Raw genomic sequence first — 16410 nt, 5'->3', positions numbered from 1 at the left:
AACTTTCTTCTTCCCCCAACCAACCCGCACCATGAACCCCAAAGACCTTTCCCAACAGGAGCTGGCACGCATCGGCTTCCTCTCGCGGCGCAGCTTCGGCAATTTCATTGACGGCGAGTTCCGCGAATCCCGCAGCGGCAAGCGCATCGATGTCGTCGATCCAGCTTCGGAAATGATCGTGGCCGACACGCCCGACAGCGACCAGGGCGATGTGGATGCCGCTGTCGCCGCGGCGCGCAGGGCACTGGAGGACTCGGCCTGGTCACGCATGCGGCCGGCCGATCGCGAGCGCGCGCTGTTTCGCCTTTCGCAGCTGATCGAAGACCACGCGGACGAACTGAGCGCCATGGAGACCCTGCAAAGCGGCAAGCTGCAGGGCGTCGCGCGAATGATCGACGTGGGCTTTTCCGCCGAGTTCGTGCGCTACATGGCCGGCTGGGCCACCAAGCTCGAAGGCAGCACGTTGCAGCCTTCGATTGCGTTTCCTCCGGAGGCTCGCTACCACACCTACACGCAGCGCGAACCGGTGGGCGTGGTCGGCGCGGTGGTGCCATGGAACTTCCCCCTGGCCATCGCCCTGTGGAAGATCGCTCCGGCGCTGGCGGCGGGTTGCACGGTGGTGCTCAAGCCATCGCCTGAAACGCCGTTGACCGCGCTGCGCCTGGCCGCACTCGCGCTGGAGGCAGGCATCCCCGCCGGTGCGCTGAACGTGGTTTGCGGCGGAAGCACGGCCGGCGCGGCCTTGTGCGCGCACCCCGGCGTCGACAAGATCAGCTTTACCGGCAGCACGCCGACCGGGCGCGCCATCGGTCACGCCGCGGTCGACCGCATGGCACGTTTCACGTTGGAGCTGGGCGGCAAGTCCCCCATGATCGTGTTGCCGGATGCCGATCCTGTCGCAGCTGCCGCAGGCGCCGCCATGGGCATCTTTTTCCACCAGGGTCAGGTCTGCGCCGCGAGTTCGCGGCTGTATGTTCACCGCACCCTGTTCGACCAGGTCGTGAACGAGGTGGCACGCCAGGCAGAGGGAATGCGCATCGGCTCCGGGTTCGATGCCACCGCACAGCTGGGGCCGGTCGTGTCGCGCCGGCACTTCGACCGGGTCATGGGTTTCATTGATGGCGCACGCCGCGACGGAGCCACGGCTCTGACCGGCGGGGAACGCGCGCGCGATGCGGGCTGCTTCATCCAGCCCACCGTGCTCGTGGACGTGAATCCCGGCATGCAGGTCGTGCGTGAAGAGATCTTTGGCCCTGTGCTCGTCGCCATGCCCTTCGACGACGTGGAGGACGCCATCCGCCAGGCCAATGACACCCCCTTCGGCTTGGCGGCCAGCGTGTGGTCGAACGACCTGTCGGCCGTGCACCGGATCGTCCCACGCATCAAGGCGGGAACGGTCTGGGTCAACACCCACAACCTGCTCGACGCCAACCTGCCCTTCGGTGGCTACAAGCAAAGCGGCTTCGGCCGCGACCTCGGTCGCGCTGCGGTCGAGTCCTATACCGAACAGAAGAGCGTCTGCATGGCGGTCTGACGCACCGACCCATCTACAACCAAGGGGACAACCATGAGGAAGACAGGAACGCGCCGTTCAAACCGGGGAGATCACATGAAGCAAACTTTTCAGCGAATCCTCGTTGCCGCGGCCTTCGTGGCAGGCAGCAGCGCAATGGCGCAAGGCAAGCCCGTTTGCGGGCTGAACAACGGCAAGGCTGCGACGGGCGAGCCGATCGCGATCGGCGCCGTGGTCGGCAAGACCGGGCCCGACGACTTCAGCGCCTCGGCGCTGGCGGCCCAGGCGTACTTCAAGTGCGTCAATGCCAACGGCGGCATCAACGGTCGTCCGATTGAGTTCACGATCGCCGATGACCAATGGAATCCCGAGGTGGCCGCCCAGGTCGCAGCCAAGCTCGTGAAGGACCGCAAGGTGGTCGCGATGGTGGGCAGCTCCAGCTTCGTCGAGTGCGGCGTCAACGCCAAGATGTACGCCCAGGAGGACGTCATGGTGATCGCCGGGGTCGGCGTGCCTCGCGAGTGCTTCTTTGCGAAGAACTACGTTCCGGTGAATACCGGACCACGCGTGTCCGCCACAGTGGTCGCGATGCACGCCGCGCAGAAATACAAAGCCAAGCGGATGGTCTGCGTCATTCCGAACATACCGAGCCTGGGCAACTGGGCCTGCGACGGCGCGAAGGATTGGGGCAAGGCCAACGGTGTCGAGGTCGACGTGATCACCATCGATCCAGGATCGCCTGACTCCACCTCCACGATGCTGCAGGCCGCCGCCAAGAAGCCGGAGGTCATCATCCTGAACGTGCCCAAGGGCATCATGGTGCCGATGCTCGCAGCGGCCGAGCAGCAGGGTCTCGCCAAGAAGATCCACTTCGTCAGCAGCACGCCCGCCTACAACTTCGACGTGCCGAAGACGATCGGCCCAGCGTGGAGTGGCAACTTCGACATCCACCTGGAGTTCATGCCCGTCGAATCCGCCGGCAAGGACAACATGAACTGGAAGGCAACCATGGAGACCTTCGGTGGCAGGAACGACCCGCGTGACTCCTTCGCGCAGGCGGGCTATCTGGCAGCCCGCATCGCGACCGAGGCCCTGCTCAAGCTCGATCCGAAAAAGATCGATCGCGCCTCTGCCAGTGCCGCGCTGCGCGATGTGAAGGGCTTCCAGAGCGACATCCTGTGTCGCCCGTTCTACGTCGGCGCGGGCGCACGCCACAACGCGAACAGCAGCGGTCCCATCGCCCAGGTGAGCGGCAGCGGCTTCAAGCAGGTGAGCAACGGCTGCCTGATGGCCGCGGACCCTGAACTGGCTGACGTGCGCGCGCAGGAAAAGCAGCTGGGCCTTTAACCCCCCGGGGCCGCTATGTCTGAAATGCTGCCATTCCTGGTCTCTGGCCTCGGCGTCGGCGCGGTGTACGCAATGTCCGGCGTGGGCCTTGTCGTCCTGTACCGCTCTTCGGGTGTGCTGAACTTCGCGTTCGGCGCATTCGGTGCGGTCGCCGCCTATGTGGCGTGGTCGGCATTGGATCGCGGGTGGCCGCTCGCGCTTGCCGCCCTTGCCGCCGTCTTCACCGCCATTGCGATCTCGTTCGCCTACGGACGCCTGCTCGCTCCGCGCCTGGCCACAAGCGACCCCACGGTGCGATCGATCGGCACGCTGGGCCTCGCGCTCGTGCTGCTCGGTTTCACCGAATGGTTTTGGGGAGAGCAGCCACGCAGGTTGGTGCTCCCGACGGACAGCCATGCCATCGAGCTGGCCGAAGTGCGCCTGACCTACACGCGCGTGGTGGCCCTGGCGCTGGCCGTCTCGATGATGACCGCCGTGGGCCTGCTGCTCGCGCGGACCCGCATCGGCCTGGCGATGCGTGCGTTGGCCGACCAGCGCGGACTGAGCGCCATCCTCGGCATTCGGGTGCTCCAAGTCGATACCGCGGCCTGGGTGATTTCAGGCGCTTTCGCAGGCGTGTGCGGCCTGCTGCTGGCCAACATCGTGCGGCTGCAGGCGACGGTGCTGACCTTTCTGGTGATCCCCGCGTTCGCCGCCGCCATCATCGGCCGCCTCTCTTCCCTGCCTGCGACAGCCGCCGCTGGCCTGGCCATCGGAATCCTGGAGGCGGTCGCCGTCCTGCTGCCGGGATTCTCGCCATTCAGGGCGGCCACCCCCTTTCTCATCGCGCTCGCCACCATCGTTCTGTGGCGCGACGCATCCCGCAAAGCATGACTCCTGACTCCGTCCGGCGTGAGCGGCGTGCCGCCCGCCTCAGCCTTGCACGCATGGTGCTTATCGTCCTGGCCTTGGGCGCGCTGCTGCCGTGGGTCGCGAACGCCTACTGGATCAAGACGCTGACCTCCTCCCTGGCACTGGCCATCGCCGCCGCAGGCGTTTCCTTGCTCTACGGCCAACTGGGATTGGTGAGCTTGTGCCAGTACGCCCTGCTGGGTGCGGGAGGCTGGGTGGCGCTGCGTGTCGGCCATGGGCTTCAGTGGCCGTTTGAAGCCTGCGTGCTTGCAGGCGGGCTGTCTGCCGGTGTCCTCGGAATGCTCGCCGGATTGCCGGCCCTGCGCTTGAAAGGCCTTTACCTGGCCTTGGTGACGCTGATGCTCGCAGGAGGGTTCCAGGTGGTGATCAGCGCGACGGGCTTTCCCGATGGCGGCCCAGGCTGGCTTGGACGCATCACCGGCAGCGAAAGGTTGGTAATGCCACGGCCTGCGTTGGCGCAGGACGAGGGCGCCTACCTGGCCTACGTCGCCGCGTGGCTGGCGGCGATGCTCGCCATCATCGAACTGCATCGCCGCACGCGCGCCGGCCGGTCCTGGGCGCTGATCCGCCGAGGCGAGGCGGCGGCCGAGGGTGCGGGAGTCAATGTGCTGCTCTACCAGACCTGGGCCTTCGGTCTCGCGGGCGTCTGCGCCGGCGTGGCCGGCGCCCTGCTGGCGGGCGCGGTGGGCCAGCTTGACGGCCGCGCATTCGCGGCCAGCGAGTCGGTGATGCTCTTCGCGCTCACGCTGATCGGCGGCGCCTATCACTGGGCCGGCGCGCTGGTCGCCGGGCTGCTCCTGCGAGCCGTACCGTCGCTGCTGGTCGACCTGGGAGTAAACGGCTACCTCGCCATGATCTTCTTTGGCGCGGCGCTTCTGCATGCGCTCATCACTGCGCCGCGCGGACTTGTCGGCCAATGGATGGCGGCAATCGCCCGCACGCGCGCACGATGGAGCGGCGCATGATCGACATTCGCGGCCTGACCGTCGCGTTCGGGGCCGTCACAGTCATCGATGGACTGGACGCCGTGTTGGAGGCGCCGGTGTGCGGTCTGATCGGCCCCAACGGCGCCGGAAAAACGACCCTGGTCAATGTTCTCAGCGGCTTTGTCCGTGCCAAGGCTGGTGAGGTGTGTATTGCCGGCACATCGCTTCTGGGTTTGGACACGGCGCGGCGCGTGCGGCTCGGCCTGCGTCGGTCGTTCCAGACCGAGCAGGTGGTGGAAGACCTCAGCACGTGGGACAACGTGCAGGCCATGCTCGATCACGTGCCGCACGCGCTCGGGGACGCCCAGCGGCAGGTCCACCGCGCTCTGGAGCACACAGGCCTGCTGGACTGCGCCGCCACGCTCGGGGGTGAGTTGGACCAGTTCCGGCGCCGCATGGTCGAAGTGGCGAAGGCGCTGGTGGGCAAGCCCCGGCTCATTCTCTTCGACGAGCCAGGCGCGGGACTGGACGAGCGCGAATCGCGCGTGCTTCGCGATGCGATAGCCGCCATCCCCGAACAGTTCGGCGCCCAGGTACTTCTGATCGACCATGACGTGGACCTGATCGCCAACCTGTGCACGCAGACGCTGGTGCTCGACTTCGGCAAGAGGCTTGCGCTGGGACCGACGCGCGCCGTGCTTGACGACCCCGTGGTGCGCCAAGCCTATCTCGGAAGCTGACCCATGCTCGAAGTCCGTCAGCTCCACATTTCCCGCGGCGCCAAATCCGTCGTCCATGGTGTCGATCTCGACGTCGCACCCGGCGAGATCGTCGCGCTGCTCGGTCCCAACGGCGCTGGCAAGTCGAGCATCGTGCTCGCGCTGGCCGGCGCCATCGCGCGATCGCAGGGGCAGGTCCGCATGGGCGACGTGGCCCTGGACGGCCTTGCGCCCGACGCGGTGCGCCGGGCTGGGCTCGCCATCGTGCCTGAGGGCCATCACGTGCTCGGCAGCCTGTCGGTCCGCGACAACTTGCGTGCGGCGGCCCTGGTGCTCCCCGCCAACGAAGTCGAGACGGCGATCGAGCGCGTGCTGATGACCTTTCCCGAACTGACGCCCAGGCTCGAACATCTGGGGCGCTCCCTTTCCGGGGGGCAAAAGCAGATGGTCTGCATGGCGCAGGCGCTGCTGGCACGGCCTCGCGTCCTGGTGGTGGATGAACTGTCGCTCGGGCTCGCCCCTTTGGTTGTGAAGCGACTGGCCGACGTCGTGCAGAGCGTCGCGGCGGACGGTGTTGGCGTACTGCTGATCGAGCAGTTCACCACACTGGCGCTGAGGCTCGCTCAACGCGCCGTCGTCCTGCAAAGGGGCAGAGTCGCTTGGCGCGGCCCGGCGCAAACGCTGCGCGAATCGCCTGAAATTCTGCAAGCGAGCTATCTGGCCTGAACGAGAGATCCGTTCTCGAGCCGCCCGGATCACCAACGACAACACACCAACCACCACGAGACCGAGAGATGCCTACACGCCGGAAATTCACAAGCCAGCTCGCCGGGATCGCAGCATTGACCGCTGCCCCGTTGCGCTACGCGCATTCGCAGAGCATTGAGCTCGCAAAGATACTGGTCGGCTTTCCGCCCGGCGGACCTACGGATACGGTTGCTCGGCGATTGGCCGAAAAGATGCGAGGCGACTACGCGAATACTGTTGTGGTGGACAACAAGCCGGGCGCGGCGATGCAGATCTCCATCTCAGCGCTTAAGGACAGTGCGCCGGATGGAAGAACCTTGCTGTTGTCGCCCACCGCGCCGTTTTCCATCTATCCCTTTACCTACCGCAAGCTCCCCTACGCCATAGAGGACGTGGCGCCGGTCTCATCAGTTTGCTCGTTCGCATTCGGGTTCGCCGTGGGGGCGGCGGTGCCTCCCAGCGTGCGCGGGATCAATGACTACATCGCGTGGTGCAAGGCAAATCCGGGCAACGCCAACTTTGGATCGCCAGCCGCGGGTTCCACGCCCCATCTGCTTGGCATCCTGCTGTCGAAGCTTTCAAACACGGAGTTGACCCACATCGGATATCGCGGAGACGCCCCGGGATTGCAGGATCTGATGGGTGGCCAAGTGTCCGCCTATTCATCGACGGTGGGGAGCTTCCTGCCGCACCTCAAAAGCGGCAGGCTTCGTCTCATTGCTGTCTCAGGGAACGGGCGAAACGCGTTCGTGCGTGACGTGCCGACATACCGTGAGCAGGGATATCCGATCACAGCAACGGAATCGTTTGGCTTGTTCCTTCCGGGAAGGACCCCGCAACATATCGTGCGCCGCGCAGCTGCCTACCTTCAACCAATCCTGGCGCAGGAAGAAGTGGTCGCTGCGCTGGGCGCCGTCGGCATGACTGCGAGATCCAGTACCCCACAGGACTTGGCAAACCTCATCAAGGCCGATACCGAAGAGTGGCGCCGATTGATCAAGATCATCGGCTTTACGGCGGAGTCCTGATGCATCGAGGCGGGATACGCAAAACGGCGGCTCAACGAACGCGCGCGGACGCTCACAGCCAGGCAGCTCAGTTGGCAGGGCGGACCGCATCCCAGCGCCGCGGTCGTTGTTGAAGGATCTTGCAAGGGCATCCTCGCCTACCGAGAGCCATTGCTTCACGCTCTGTTCCTTCGGCGCACGCTCTCAGATTGGTGCATCGCGCACGCTGCCTGCGCTTGATATCAGGCAAGCGTTACGCGCCGACCCTCAGGATCCAACAACCGTCACAACTAGAACAAATATTGTCATCCTGATGCCGAGTTAACTGCCTTGTGCGCGGGAATCTCGGTCACTTCCGACAAAGTGCGCTCACATTGGAGAGAAGAGATCGAATCGCAACTCCGGCACGCAGCGTGCGTATCGGTGTTGCTCCCGGTTCGGACAATTCGTCCTTCAATGCCGGGGCATCGACACAAAAACAACCTCATGAGAAAAATGAAGCAAACAAACCAGAAACTGCACCGTTCGCGCGCTGCGGGTGCTCTGTTGACATCGCTCCTGCTGGTGGCCTGCGGCGGCGGCGAGTCGGGCTCGCCATCGGTGGCCCAGGCGCCTGCACTGGCACCGGCACCGGCGCCTCCATCTGCATCTGCGCCTGCAGCGGCACCTGCATCTGCGCCTGCGCCCGCACCCGCACCCGCACCTGCACCTGCACCGGCACCTGCACCTGCACCGGCACCGGCACCTGCACCTGCACCTGCACCTGCACCGGCACCGGCACCTGCACCTGCACCTGCTCCTGCACCTGCTCCTGCTCCTGCTCCTGCTCCTGCTCCTGCGCCTGCGCCTGCGCCGGCAGCGGCACCGGCCACGACCAGCGATAGCGGCGGCTTCGCCGGCCAGGTCACAGGCGGCGGCAACGTCGCGGCGGTGACGGTCTCGACCGCGGCGCAGATGCAGGTCGCCATCAACGCCTACACCGGCAACGGCGGGCTCGTGATCCGCTACAACGGAACGTTCGACTTCGCCAGCATCACCGACGCCTGCACGCAGTGGAAGTTGCCCGCTGGCGCCATCGTCGAGATCAAGGACAAGAGCAACGTCACCATCGAGGGCGTCGATGGCTCATCGGCCAACTTCGGGCTGGCCATCAAGGCGGATGCCACGAACATCGTCATCCGCAACATGACGATCGGCCTGCTGCCAGGTTCGATCGATGCGATTGGCATCGAGGGCCAGGGGGGCAAGTTCCCGGGCTACATCTGGATAGACCACAACACGCTGTTCAGCAGCCTGAAGGAGTGCTCGGGCGCGGGCGACCTGGAGTTCGACGGCCTGCTCGACAACAAGGCCGGCGCGCACCACCTCACCTACTCCTACAACTACATCCACGATCACCACAAGGTCGGCCTCATCGGCTCGAGCGACACCGATTCCAGCGATCGCTTCATCACCTTCCACCACAACTTCTACGAGAACCTCGGCTCGCGCCTACCGCTGCAGCGCGGCGGCTACACCCACCTCTACAACAACCTGTACAGCGGCGTGATCACGACGGGCGCCAACATTCGCATGGGCGGCTTCTCGCTGATCGAAAGCAACTACTTCGAGAATTCGCAGAACCCCGTGACCTCGCGCGACAGCTCGGCAATCGGCTACTGGGAACTGCGCAACAACAACATCAAAACCCAGGCCGACTTCAGCGTCTTCGGCATCACCTGGGTGGCCAGCGGATCCTCTCCGTCGCGCGACGCCACCGACTGGATCACGACTGCCGCCTTCCCGGTTGGCATTCCCTATGCGTACACGGCGCAGGATCCGGCCTGCGTGAAGCAGAAGTTGCCCGCGGTGGCCGGCGCGGGTAAGGCGCTCGCCCGTCTCACCTGCACCTGACGACGGTCGCTGACGATGGCGCAACCAGAGCCCGATGGCGGGCGGGTCGCCATCCAAAACCGGCGTGTCGATGGTTCGATTCGCGGCGCGCTGCGGGAGCGTCGCTTACTGTAGAACCGCAGTGCGACGTGAAGCGAGGGCCAGGCGCTGGCATTCGCCCGGTGTCATGCCGTATTGCTGCTTGAAGAGGCGGCAGAAGTGGGCGCTGCTCTTGAACCCCCACGCGTAGGCGATTTGCGCAGCGGATCGGCCACCGTTGCACTCGTGCATGAGTGCTGCATGGCAGCGCTCGAGCCTCGCATTCCAGATTTGCCGCTCCAGGCCCATTGGATCGTCTTCGAAGACCCGGTGCAGGTAGCGCTTGGAACAACGCAACGCATCGGCGATGCCCTGGATGCTCAGGTCTGGCTCACAAAGGTGGGCGTGAATGTACTGCCGCGCACGCAGCTTCAGAACAGAAGGCAGGGGCACCGGCTCGCCGATCCGTCGGAAGCTCTCGGCCAGAGTTGAGCCGAGAAGCCCCATGACAGACTCGCTGATCGCCTGGCCGACGCCGTCTGGCAGGCCGGGCAATTGCTCACTCAGCGCGCGCAGGTAGGTGCCGAATACGCCATGCAGGCCTGCCGCATTGTCGTGGCCAGTCTGGCCCGCCAGGGGGCCGGACAGCTTCAGCCCTGAAAGAAGCACACGCGGCACCTGAGTCACCAGCAGCGTGCAGCGCTCCCTGTTGGTGATCGAGTACGGCGCGCGGGGGTCGTAAAGGATCCACTGCCCCGGCGAAAGCTCCACGCGGCGCTGCTGTTGCTCGACGATGCCGCTGCCGGAGACCTGCAGCACCAGCTTGTAGAACTCGTCCGTCGGGAGCTCACCGCAAGTGTTGTCGCGCGCCACGTGGTGGGCCGGCGCGGTAATGCTGAACATGCGCAGGGCGCCGACTTCGTAACTATCGAGTGATGCATCGAGCGGCTCTTCATCCAGGCTGGACACCTTCAGACGCCCAAAGTACCGCGTGTTGATGCTGCTCCATGCGGCGGCACGCTCGCAGACGAACACGCGGTTTGTTGACCAATGGGTATTGTGCATGGTGACCCCCAGAAATTGAGGACGGGGCAGTCTATGTCGGCTGTTCTTACGTCGAGTCGGTAGAAACGAGTAAGGAGCGCCGTCATTATTCCATCACGCGGCTCAATAGATTGACCGACAGTGCACACGTGGAGCTCCGGTGCGGATACATCGGCTGCTTTTGCTCTGGCCTCGTCGGAACTGGGCGCTTTCGACATGCTGCTCTCCTGCGACGACGCGTTGTGCGAGAAGCCCGATGCGCGCTACTTCGCCTGCGCCCGCAGCCGCCTGCGATGCTTGCGATATGCTTTCATGCCCATGCCCAAGGTCAAGACGCCACCACCCGCCAAGGATGCGCCGGTTCAGCACGAATCGCCGGATGCGCAACGCGAAGAATCGCCGCGCAGTTCCTACCACCACGGCAACCTGCATGACGCGCTGGTCATGCGCGGTATCGAGATCCTGAACACGCAGGGCTTTGCCGCGCTCAGCCTGAGGCAGGCCGCGCGCGACGTCGGCGTGTCGCAGACCGCCCCCCCCACCATTTCGAGGGTAAGCTGGGCTACTTGGCGGCCATCGCGGCACAGGGCTTCCGGATGATGTTCGAGCAGCGAATCCTGGCGCTGCGCAGCCTCAAGGAACCACGGCAGCGGCTGTTGAGCGTGATGCTGGCCATCTGCGCTTTTCAATTGCACACCCCGCGCTTTTTCGCGTGATGTACGGGCCCGACATCCCGAACAAGGCGCAGTTTCCGGAACTCGAGCAGGCGGCCACGCGGTCCTATGGCATTCTGGAAACTTGCGTGGGCGACTACCTGAGCGACCGCGGCGTACCGCTCACGCGCGTGCGACCGGCCGCGCTGGCGGCGTGGACCGCTTGCCACGGCCTGGCGACGATCATGGCGGATCGGCAGAATGCCTGGGAGATCGTCGGCAGTGATGACGGGATGATGGCAATCGCGAAGGACGCTTTCAGCCACTGGGACAACCTGCGGATGACCAATCCGCCCAAGAAGCAAGCCAAAATGCGCGAGAACTTCGTTGCCGCCATGAAGTTTCAAGGCATCACGGTAGTACCGTGAACGGCCACAACCGGTCTTTTGCATCCCGTTGACAATCACCGCCTTGAGCCGAGATCGACGGCCTTCGGCTTTCTCGGGAGACGCCAGGGCGAGCCGATAGAGTTGGCGCTCGTTTGAGCCTCATGTCTGCGCCTACAACTTGGGAGGATGCACTATGTTCAAGAATGCCAAGACCGCATTGATGCTGGGCGCGTTCTCGCCGTGAAGCTGATGAAGGCCATTGCCGTCGTCGGCGTGGGAGCGGCGGCACTACTCGCGGTTGCTGCTACTTTCTTTACTAGTGGCTGGTCGTTGATCAAATCTGTCTTTACGCAAGACGACCTTCCGACGTGCAGCGCAGGCGGCTTCGAAATTGAGAGCCGCAGTGCGCGCGTCGAGGGCGGACGCATGATCGTCACGGGCGCGGTGCGCAACAACAATGCCATTGCCTGCGGTGTGCGAGTGAGCGTCGCTGTGAAAGACGAGGCCGGCAAGGTGATCGCTATCGAGCCTCTCTGGGTGGCCGGCGTCGACAACATCCCCGCTGGCGCGACGCATAGCTTTCCCGTCTACCTGTCGCCGGAGGTGACCAAACAGGCGCAAGGTGGCGACTACGACATCAAGCCGATCGAGACGAGGGTCTGGAAACGGCAATGAATCGATCGCGCTGGTTCCACTCGCGCCCTCTTGGTGCGGGGAGGAGGCACCGGCCGTCAGGCGGAGTTTTTGCTGCGCTGAGCGATGCCGTGAGGGCGCGCGGGTGCGAGGCTCCGCGGCCATTGCGGGAACGGCAGAATGCCGCCAAGCAGCCGGAGACGGCCAACTGCGGACTTTCGCAGGGCCGAACATCTCCGGCGGCGATTGCGGGGTACAAGTTTGGCTGCTAGACTGGCATTAACGCAAATCTTAACGTATACTGCAACATGTCATTGAGAGCATCAGACATTGTCCCCATCAGCGAAGCGCGCGCCCGGCTCACCGAGCTCGCCGAAGACGTGGTCGGCAGCGGCTCAGAGAAGGTGCTGACCAAGAACGGGGCGAGCTACGTTGCCTTGGTCGATGCACGCCGGCTGGACTACTACCATGCCCTCGAAGCGGAGCACGCCAGCCTCGTGCTGGCTGAAGACGCCATCACCGGCCTGCGACAGGCCTTGGCAGGACAGTTCGTGTCTGACGAGGAACTGGACCAGGCACTCGGCGCCGCATCGTCGCCGTGAGCATTCCCGTCAACGCAAACGTTCGGGCGGTTCCGAACTTTTTGGTGTGCCTGCACGCTGCACGTAGCTTCATGGAGGAACAGGACGCCACTTCTGCGTCGGTGCGCTTCAAGAAATTGCAGGCTGAAGTGGTCAAAGCGCGGGCACTTCTTTCGTTCGCACCCACAAGCGGGCGACCTGCTCGATTCCTTGATGCCAAGTCGGGCTGGGGGCAGTTTCAAGCTGAGCAGGCAAGGCAAATTGCCCGATCACTTGGCCAGCCCGAGTTGCGGGAGCTGGTGCTGGCTCGTCACGTAGTGCTCTACGCTCATTCCGAGGGAGAAGTGGTGTTGCTTTCAATACGGCACGAGCGTCAGTTGGGTTACGGATTGCCCAAGCCATCCACCTGACGATCACTGAAAGACCTGACCGCCAGCAGTCGGCCAAAAGCCGACGGTCGCGGACAGCTTCTGCCTTCGCCACAAACCATGAACCTCCACTCTCAGCCTGAACTCGGGGCACGGCTTGTCGCCATGGTGCGCTCGTCGAGCAGCTTGATGGCGGCATTGAGGGTGGTGCGCTCACTTGGTTTGAACTCTTGGTGCATCGGTGCCGGCGCCGTGCGTTCGCTCGTGTGGGACGCGCTCCATGGCTATGAACGGCCTTCAGCGATTGAAGACGTCGACGTCGTCTACTTCGACGACGCGGCAGACGGTCCCGGGCAGGACGCGGACCTTGAACGTCGCCTCCGCGAGGCGATGCCGGCGTTGCGTTGGGAGGTCACGAACCAAGCCACGGTCCACGACTGGTTCGCCAACAATTTCGGTCAGGTGGTACCGCCGGTTCGGTCCCTCGAAGAAGGCGTGGGCACCTGGCCGGAGTTCGCCACATGCGTGGGCGTCAACCTGAATGATGAGGAATCGATTGGGGTCGTGGCTCCACACGGGCTCGACGACCTGTTCGAACTGCTCGTTCGGCACAACCCGCTCAGAGCGAGCGCCGCTACGTACCGGCAGCGAGTTCAATCAAAGCGGTTCGGCGAGCGGTGGCCGTTGCTCTCGATAGAAGAATGCTGAAAGCAGAATTCGCCCAACAGCCGTCACCGGCCAGGATCGGTCGTTCGTCCGACGGTGTGCCCTCAGGCCAGTGGGAGCTGAATTCCTGTCTCTGCGAAAACCTCCCGCACGACGGACAGTCCGTTCAGCGCCGCCGGAAATCCCGCATAGACCGCCATCTGCATCACCACCTCGACCACCTCCTCCGGTTTGCAGCCGACGTGCAATGCAGCATGCACGTGCACACGCAGTTGGGGCATCGCATGGCCAAGTGCGCACAACGCTGCCACCGTCGCCAGTTCGCGTTCACGCAAGCCCAGCCCGTTCCGTGCGTAGATGTCGCCAAACGGGAATTCAAGCACATAGCGCGCGAAGTCCGGGAACGACTTCGCGAGCCCTTCGACCACCGCCAGGCCCGCAGGGCCATCCACGGCAGTCAACATGCGCGAACCGCGTTCGTAACGTTCGGAGCTCATTGACCATCTCCTTTGCGGTACCGCCGCACAGTGCCGTCGCCCCAGTTGCCCACGGCGACTTCCGAGCCGTCGGCGGACCGGGCCATGGCCACAGGGCTTCGGAGGTCTTGAATCACTGTCGAGGCTGAGCCGCTGCGGGTCACGCGCCATACCGAAGTGCCTGCATAGTCGGACACCAGTACTGCGTCGGCCCCATCCGCCACGATGCCGACCGCTGGTGCACCGAGTTTTCTAGTCAGCTCACTCTGCGTGCCGTCGGGCCGAACCTCGACAACGCTGCCGGCAAAGTTCGAAACGACCAGCGTCCCATCAGCGAGCTCGACTGCACCGACGGGTGTCGGAAGCCCATCCGCCAATACTCGAGTCGTGCCAGATGCGTCCGCCCGCAAGACCTGATTGAGGCCCCGGTCGGCAATGAGCAGGTTGCCATCCCTGCCTATGGAGAGACCTGCCGGAGTGCGCAAACCGCGTACAAACACCTGGGGTCTGCCGTCGGCGGACAGGCGATGGACCACTCCGTCCGAGTAGGACGACACGTAGACGACGCCGTCGCGCCCAACTGCGATGCCCGAGGGCGAACGGACCAGGTCGGTTACGACCTTTCTCGCGCCAGTCTTGTCGATGTGGGTCACCCGATGGGCCGACCATTCGGTGATGTACAGGCTGCCGCTTGCGTCATACGCGAGGCCGGTCGGCGCTGAGAACGTACCTGGTATGGATTCGGCGCTCCATGGTTTCACTGGCTGCCCGGCGATAGCAGATATCGCGGCGAGGGCGGCGAGGCCGGCCGCCGCGACGTTGCGAGAAAGGGTCATGAAGTCCTCCAAGAAGTTGACGTAGGTCACTGTAGAGATGACCTGCAGCATGCGGAATGACCAAGTTCGTGATACCTTTTTGATATGTCAACCCGCCTGGATTCCCGCTCACTCGCGTTCTTCCTTGCCGTCGCGGATGCGCTGAGCTTTCGTCAGGCGGCCGAGACATTGCACCTGTCGCAGCCGCCGCTGAGCCGGGCGATTCGAGAACTCGAGGAGCGGTTGGGAACACGGCTGTTCGACCGCAACACGAAGGGCGTGAACCTCACCGACGCTGGGCACAGACTGCTGCCCTATGCGCGCAGCATCGGGAAGTTGCTTCGCGACGCCGAAGCGGAGCTCGCGACCCAGGGCTTGCCGGCCACGCTTCGGCTAGGCCTGACTAGCGCAGTGGAGCCGACCTGGTTCCGTGGGCTGGCACAACGAGTGCAAGCAACTCATCCCGGAACGGCCGTGTCAACCTTTTCCGACACCTCGCCGAGGCTTGTACGCCAGCTTCGCGCCGGCAAATTGGATGCGGCGTTCGTAGCACTCCCTACAGATGCACATGGGTTGGATGTCTTGGAACTCGACCGCCTGCCGATGGTGGTCGCGATGCAGTCTTCCCATCAGTTGGCGAAGCGCAAGGCGGTTCGTCTCGCGGACCTGGCGCGTGAATCGGTCTTTTGGTTCGAGCGCGCGCGGCAGCCCGCGTTTTACGACCACTGCCAGAAGGTCTTCTCGCGCCATGGCTTTGCCCCGCCAAAGCTGAGGGAACCGACCGACCACCACGTTCTGTTGGGTGAAGTGGCTAGTGGACGTGGTGTGGCCCTACTGCCAAAATCGTTCACTGGATTGAGACGGGCGGGCGTTGCCTACCGGTCTCTAGTCGAGGGCGACGAACTGGCTGTCGGCATCGGGCTGGCTACGCTCAGGGACCGGCAAGCAATGCGCGACATGCTGACCGTAGTGGCAGGGGTAACTGACGCCTCGCACTAGCCCCCAAGGGCGCCATGGGCCTTCTGGCCAAGTTCGAGGATTGACAACAGCCCCGAGACCAACTTGTCGCTTCGAGAGCACTGGCGTTCGCACTTGGACGTCCGGACTTCGCATCGAGGCCAGCGCTCTACGGCAGAATGCCACTTCCGGACATTCGGGAGCCACCTCCGAATGCACTAGATGACCGGCCCAATCCCGCGAATCGTATCTCCGAAATGAACTCCTTTCGACTGACAGTTGAGCCTCTCTGGAGAGACGAGGATTCGATGCTCGAGCTCCGCCTGACGGTCACGGGCGGTGGCTATGCGGCATGGGAGGTGGTCTACGTCTATCCGGACAGCGTTGCGCTTTTCGCTGAGCGGCTGAGAGAGTTTTCCGGGGCCGTGTCCGAGGATGCCGTCCTCGAAGTAGGTTCAACAGAACCGCACGCCTTGAACTGGCTGCGGCTCCGCGCATACGTTCTTGACTCTGTCGGTCACTGCGCCTTTCAGTTCGCATCGAGTAGAGCAGGCGCGCCCGTGATCACGTCCAAGTTTGACTTCTCCCTACCCATCGAAGTAGCGGCGCTGAATGAAATGGGGAAGCAGTTGGCAATATGGGCGTTGTCGTGCGATGCTCCCCTTGTCTTTGAGGCGCAGTGCGACTAGAACGCATACTTTGTTCCTGGCTGACGGCCGTCGGCCATCACCGGACCTTCGCCGGGC

Annotated in this window: 19 protein-coding genes and 1 pseudogene; 16 read left to right on the top strand and 4 right to left on the bottom strand. The window is 64.1% G+C overall.

The genetic code is table 11. The features are described 5' to 3' along the window. Window positions 1-31: 31 nt before the first annotated feature. The 7 genes from ACSQ9I_RS32590 (at window position 32) to ACSQ9I_RS32560 (ending at window position 7192) form a co-directional block, all read left to right on the top strand. Window positions 32-1534, top strand: a complete 1503-nt coding sequence (locus ACSQ9I_RS32590) for an aldehyde dehydrogenase family protein (protein WP_436316165.1) — start codon at window positions 32-34, stop codon at window positions 1532-1534. Window positions 1535-1609: 75 nt separating this feature from the next. After that, window positions 1610-2860 carry an ABC transporter substrate-binding protein gene (locus tag ACSQ9I_RS32585; protein WP_436316164.1) on the top strand — a complete coding sequence of 417 codons (1251 nt, stop codon included), beginning with the start codon at window positions 1610-1612 and terminating at the stop codon, window positions 2858-2860. A gap of 15 nt (window positions 2861-2875) precedes the next feature. Continuing rightward, window positions 2876-3733 carry a branched-chain amino acid ABC transporter permease gene (locus ACSQ9I_RS32580; RefSeq protein ID WP_436316163.1) on the top strand — a complete coding sequence of 286 codons (858 nt, stop codon included), beginning with the start codon at window positions 2876-2878 and terminating at the stop codon, window positions 3731-3733. Further along, a complete protein-coding gene (locus ACSQ9I_RS32575) occupies window positions 3730-4737 on the top strand; it encodes a branched-chain amino acid ABC transporter permease (RefSeq protein ID WP_436297282.1) in 1008 nt (335 codons plus the stop codon). Before ACSQ9I_RS32580 ends, ACSQ9I_RS32575 begins: the two co-directional genes overlap by 4 nt. Continuing rightward, window positions 4734-5438: an ABC transporter ATP-binding protein gene (locus tag ACSQ9I_RS32570; RefSeq protein WP_436296992.1), complete on the top strand. Its 705-nt coding sequence runs from the start codon at window positions 4734-4736 to the stop codon at window positions 5436-5438. Before ACSQ9I_RS32575 ends, ACSQ9I_RS32570 begins: the two co-directional genes overlap by 4 nt. A gap of 3 nt (window positions 5439-5441) precedes the next feature. Continuing rightward, window positions 5442-6143: an ABC transporter ATP-binding protein gene (locus ACSQ9I_RS32565; protein WP_436316162.1), complete on the top strand. Its 702-nt coding sequence runs from the start codon at window positions 5442-5444 to the stop codon at window positions 6141-6143. A 68-nt stretch (window positions 6144-6211) separates the two neighbouring features. Beyond that, window positions 6212-7192: a tripartite tricarboxylate transporter substrate-binding protein gene (locus ACSQ9I_RS32560; RefSeq protein WP_436296994.1), complete on the top strand. Its 981-nt coding sequence runs from the start codon at window positions 6212-6214 to the stop codon at window positions 7190-7192. A gap of 463 nt (window positions 7193-7655) precedes the next feature. Here ACSQ9I_RS32560 and ACSQ9I_RS32555 read toward each other — a convergent pair whose 3' ends face one another. Then, entirely contained in the window at window positions 7656-8036 is a 381-nt protein-coding gene (locus tag ACSQ9I_RS32555; RefSeq protein WP_436316161.1) for a hypothetical protein, read from the bottom strand. 65 nt (window positions 8037-8101) lie between these two features. Here ACSQ9I_RS32555 and ACSQ9I_RS32550 point away from each other — a divergent pair, with 65 nt between their 5' ends. Then, window positions 8102-9064, top strand: coding sequence for a pectate lyase family protein (locus ACSQ9I_RS32550; RefSeq protein WP_436316160.1), 963 nt, complete (start codon window positions 8102-8104; stop codon window positions 9062-9064). A 105-nt stretch (window positions 9065-9169) separates the two neighbouring features. Here the strand turns inward: ACSQ9I_RS32550 and ACSQ9I_RS32545 are convergent, their stop codons facing one another. Then, the gene (locus tag ACSQ9I_RS32545) at window positions 9170-10147 is read right to left on the bottom strand and encodes a helix-turn-helix domain-containing protein (protein ID WP_436316159.1); all 978 of its coding nucleotides are present in this window, start codon (window positions 10145-10147) and stop codon (window positions 9170-9172) included. A 180-nt stretch (window positions 10148-10327) separates the two neighbouring features. Between ACSQ9I_RS32545 and ACSQ9I_RS32540 the strand changes: the two are divergent. The 6 genes and pseudogenes from ACSQ9I_RS32540 to ACSQ9I_RS32515 form a co-directional block, all read left to right on the top strand. After that, window positions 10328-10414, top strand: a pseudogene (locus tag ACSQ9I_RS32540) (HAD family hydrolase); the annotation flags it as partial. A gap of 427 nt (window positions 10415-10841) precedes the next feature. Further along, window positions 10842-11207, top strand: a complete 366-nt coding sequence (locus tag ACSQ9I_RS32535) for a TetR-like C-terminal domain-containing protein (protein WP_436316158.1) — start codon at window positions 10842-10844, stop codon at window positions 11205-11207. A gap of 147 nt (window positions 11208-11354) precedes the next feature. Then, complete coding sequence (locus ACSQ9I_RS32530; protein ID WP_436316157.1) at window positions 11355-11843, top strand: hypothetical protein; 489 nt, start codon at window positions 11355-11357, stop codon at window positions 11841-11843. 266 nt (window positions 11844-12109) lie between these two features. Continuing rightward, the gene (locus ACSQ9I_RS32525) at window positions 12110-12403 is read left to right on the top strand and encodes a type II toxin-antitoxin system Phd/YefM family antitoxin (protein ID WP_436316156.1); all 294 of its coding nucleotides are present in this window, start codon (window positions 12110-12112) and stop codon (window positions 12401-12403) included. After that, window positions 12400-12792, top strand: coding sequence for a hypothetical protein (locus ACSQ9I_RS32520; protein WP_436316155.1), 393 nt, complete (start codon window positions 12400-12402; stop codon window positions 12790-12792). The genes ACSQ9I_RS32525 and ACSQ9I_RS32520 overlap by 4 nt, the downstream gene beginning before the upstream one ends. 78 nt (window positions 12793-12870) lie before the next feature. After that, complete coding sequence (locus tag ACSQ9I_RS32515) at window positions 12871-13458, top strand: nucleotidyltransferase family protein (RefSeq protein WP_436316154.1); 588 nt, start codon at window positions 12871-12873, stop codon at window positions 13456-13458. 62 nt (window positions 13459-13520) lie between these two features. On the opposite strand, the gene ACSQ9I_RS32510 is transcribed toward ACSQ9I_RS32515, so the two are convergent. Then, window positions 13521-13913, bottom strand: a complete 393-nt coding sequence (locus ACSQ9I_RS32510) for a carboxymuconolactone decarboxylase family protein (RefSeq protein ID WP_436316153.1) — start codon at window positions 13911-13913, stop codon at window positions 13521-13523. Next, window positions 13910-14779 (bottom strand): hypothetical protein, encoded by an 870-nt coding sequence (locus tag ACSQ9I_RS32505; RefSeq protein ID WP_436316152.1) that lies wholly within the window; start codon window positions 14777-14779, stop codon window positions 13910-13912. The genes ACSQ9I_RS32510 and ACSQ9I_RS32505 overlap by 4 nt, the downstream gene beginning before the upstream one ends. 33 nt (window positions 14780-14812) lie before the next feature. On the opposite strand from ACSQ9I_RS32505, the gene ACSQ9I_RS32500 reads away from it, so the two are divergent. Next, on the top strand, window positions 14813-15706 hold the full coding sequence (locus ACSQ9I_RS32500; protein WP_436316151.1) for a LysR substrate-binding domain-containing protein: 894 nt from the start codon (window positions 14813-14815) through the stop codon (window positions 15704-15706). A gap of 266 nt (window positions 15707-15972) precedes the next feature. After that, window positions 15973-16353, top strand: a complete 381-nt coding sequence (locus ACSQ9I_RS32495) for a hypothetical protein (protein ID WP_436316150.1) — start codon at window positions 15973-15975, stop codon at window positions 16351-16353. Window positions 16354-16410 lie beyond the last annotated feature (57 nt).

Source organism: Variovorax sp. LjRoot84, assembly GCF_964254305.1.
Classification (GTDB): domain Bacteria; phylum Pseudomonadota; class Gammaproteobacteria; order Burkholderiales; family Burkholderiaceae_C; genus Variovorax.
The sequence above is the reverse complement of the archived record's forward strand: the minus strand, read 5'-3'. Positions and strand labels throughout refer to the sequence as shown.